The organism is Terriglobus sp. YAF25 (assembly GCF_052113305.1).
GTDB lineage: Bacteria > Acidobacteriota > Terriglobia > Terriglobales > Acidobacteriaceae > Terriglobus.
On record NZ_JBFRCY010000666.1, the window covers coordinates 1 to 2,605 of the forward strand.

General features: G+C 58.5%; 3 protein-coding genes. 1 reads left to right on the forward strand and 2 read right to left on the reverse strand.

Annotated elements, in window-relative coordinates; genetic code table 11:
- Positions 1 to 319: 319 nt before the first annotated feature.
- Positions 320 to 931: an FmdE family protein gene (locus AB4043_RS22055; protein WP_442301518.1), complete on the reverse strand. Its 612-nt coding sequence runs from the start codon at positions 929 to 931 to the stop codon at positions 320 to 322.
- A gap of 235 nt (positions 932 to 1,166) precedes the next feature.
- Between AB4043_RS22055 and AB4043_RS22060 the strand changes: the two genes are divergently transcribed.
- Positions 1,167 to 1,691, forward strand: a complete 525-nt coding sequence (locus tag AB4043_RS22060) for a bactofilin family protein (RefSeq protein WP_442301519.1) — start codon at positions 1,167 to 1,169, stop codon at positions 1,689 to 1,691.
- 82 nt (positions 1,692 to 1,773) lie between these two features.
- Here the strand turns inward: AB4043_RS22060 and AB4043_RS22065 are convergent.
- Positions 1,774 to 2,605 (reverse strand): redoxin family protein (locus AB4043_RS22065; protein ID WP_442308103.1); only part of this gene is annotated, 832 nt, incomplete at its 5' end.

Consider the following 2,605-nt stretch of genomic DNA (forward strand, 5'->3'; position numbering starts at 1 on the left):
GAATTAGGTCGATCCGCAGTTTTTACGCTGTCATCCTGAGCGAACGGGGTCCCCGGCGAACTTTTGTACGCTGGGGCAGGAAGCGAAGGACCTGCTTTGTTTGTCAGCGGGGTGTCCACTCTTTTTGTCATTTCGTAGCGAAGCGGAGAAATCTGCTTCTCCAGCATTCTTCCTTGGGCGACGAACGCTCTATCGCGCGTAGCGCGATGTTCATTCTTCGCCTTCGGCGAAGAATCAAGAAACAAGCAGGTCCTTCGCTACGCTCAGGATGACAAAACAAAGTAGGGCAACTAGCAACCAGGAACTAGCAAACCAGCAACTAGAGCGGCTGATAATACCGTTCTTTCGGAGAAGCGCAGGCGCGGCATAATATCTCGCCCTCACCTTCGCCAACCACGAAGCGGTCATAATTGATGCCTTCCCCGCATTGTGCGCAGGCGACGCGCTCCCCCTTGTATCCGGGAAACTCCTTTGGCGGCAGGTATACCGAGACCCACTCTTCGCTGAACAATTCCGCTTCCGGCATCTCGCGATAGGCCAGCATCTGCTGTGCATTCTTCGGCTCGACGTCAGGATAGAGCTCCTTTGCCCGCTGCTTGCTGCTCTCCAGGGCGCAGACGCGAATCGCTTTGTAGCGATCATCGCCGAGGGGCAGGGAGAGATCGGCAAAGGTTGCGGCCATCTTGCCGTAGTCCACTGGCTTGAGGGCTCGCTTGCCCAGCCGGCAGCCGGTGACGACACCGATCGCATCGGTAGCGCAACGGTCGATCTCGACCCAGGTCACCAGTCGCTTGCGGTCTTTGCCGCGTGGCTCGTCGATACCCAGACGGGCACAGGCCAGCATTGCCATACGCACACCGAGAATCTGCCCGGCACAAAGATGCCCGTGCGCGACCTCAGCCTCCTTGAGCAACTCATCCAGGGTCAGCATGGCTTAATGGTGCCGGGTTTCACCCGCAAAATACAAGGTCGTCCTTCTGGGAGTGAAGTCCTTTTTTCTCCGTATCTTCGCTGGTAGCAAGATAGGTCCCCTGTGGAAACCGTCCCTACTTTTCCGCAAACTTGGCGACTAGGGGATTAACCACGGAGTAATATCAACCCTATAAGGGCAGCGGACGCGAGCCGCAGTCAAACACGCGTACGAACGAAAGGAAACAGGATTCACCATGTGGAAACCGAACCAGCCCGGCAACGTGCCCACCTCAACCCCCGAACCAATTCGTCCGACCACGCCAGCGACCGGCTATGAACCGGCAGCGGCGCGGACACCTGCTTCTTCTTCTTCTCCTGCTGCCCCCAATACCGGCGAGCAGGCTACGATCGGCAAATCCCTCGTCGTCAAGGGTGAAGTCTCCGGCTCGGAGAGCTTGTTCATCGACGGCAAGGTGGAAGGTGCCATCAATCTGCCGGGGAACCGTGTAACGATTGGCCGTAACGGTCAGGTAGCCGCAAACATCAGCGCGCGCGAAATCGTCGTGCTGGGTAAGGTGCGGGGCAATTGTCAGGCCAGTGATCGCGTGGAGATCCGCAGCGAAGGTTCGCTGACCGGCGATGTGATCGCCGCCCGCATCAGCATCGAGGACGGCGCCTTCTTCAAAGGCGGCATCGACATCCGCAAGCCCGGCGGCCAGGATGCCAAGGGCAGCCCGGCGATCGTCGAGAAGGCCGAACCGGTCGCTGCAGAAGCCTAACCTGGATCGTTTCCCAGATCTGCACGGTTGCAACCCACAAGAAAGCCCCGCTCCCCGCGGGGCTTTTTCGTATCTGTCGTTTCTATTTAGCCGGTGTTGATGCCGGAGGCAGAATCTTCAGCAGTTTTGCCTGCAAGTCCTCGCGCGAACCTACGATGCGTTCACAGATGTTCGTATTCTCGTCCACCAGGACGTAGGTCGGAAATGCACCGATATTGAAGAGCTCGCGCATGTGCTTGTCGTTGTCCAGCACCTGCGGCCAGCGCATGCGATTCTCTTCGATGTAGTTCTTCCACTTCATCTCGCTCGAGTCGACGCTCACACTTACGACCGCAAGACCGTGGTCTTTGTAGCGGTTAGCCAGCATCTTCAGATAATCGGTATCTTCCACGCAGGCCGGGCACCACGTCGCCCAGAAGTCGAGCAGGACAGTCTTACCCGCGAGCTCATCCGACGTAAGTTTCTCGCCCGACAGTGTGGTCGCGCTAAACGACGGCATCGTCGGGTTGATTGCCCGGTCAGGATTGCTTGCCAGCCGATGTGCCCGCATCGCTGCGGCAGATCCGGCAGGTGCGTTGCGCTCCATCATGGCAAAGATCTCGCGCGCCTCGCCACCGTTGCCGAGCAACATGGCGGCGCGCCCTTCGACGTCATAAGCGGCGAAGTTTGTCTTGTCGTGTTGAATCGCGCCTTTCGCCAGGCGATAGGCTTCCTCGGCCTGCTCTTTGCTGGCGCGGCTCTTTTCCTCTCCCTGTTTGGGCGTCAATGCTCCGTTGGCTGCCATGACCTCGATCATTGAACGGGTCGCGTCATCCGGAGAAAGGGCCGCCAGTTTGGTTGCGGCAGTAACTGCCAATTTCGCCTGCTGCATCTTCAGGGCGCTGTCATATTCCCCAAACAGGGAACGCGAGCAC

Excerpts from the sequence above, each read along its gene's own strand:
- AB4043_RS22055 (WP_442301518.1), bottom strand. The coding sequence starts at position 931 with ATGCTGACCCTGGATGAGTTGCTCAAGGAGGCTGAGGTCGCGCACGGG.
- AB4043_RS22060 (WP_442301519.1), top strand. The coding sequence starts at position 1,167 with ATGTGGAAACCGAACCAGCCCGGCAACGTGCCCACCTCAACCCCCGAA.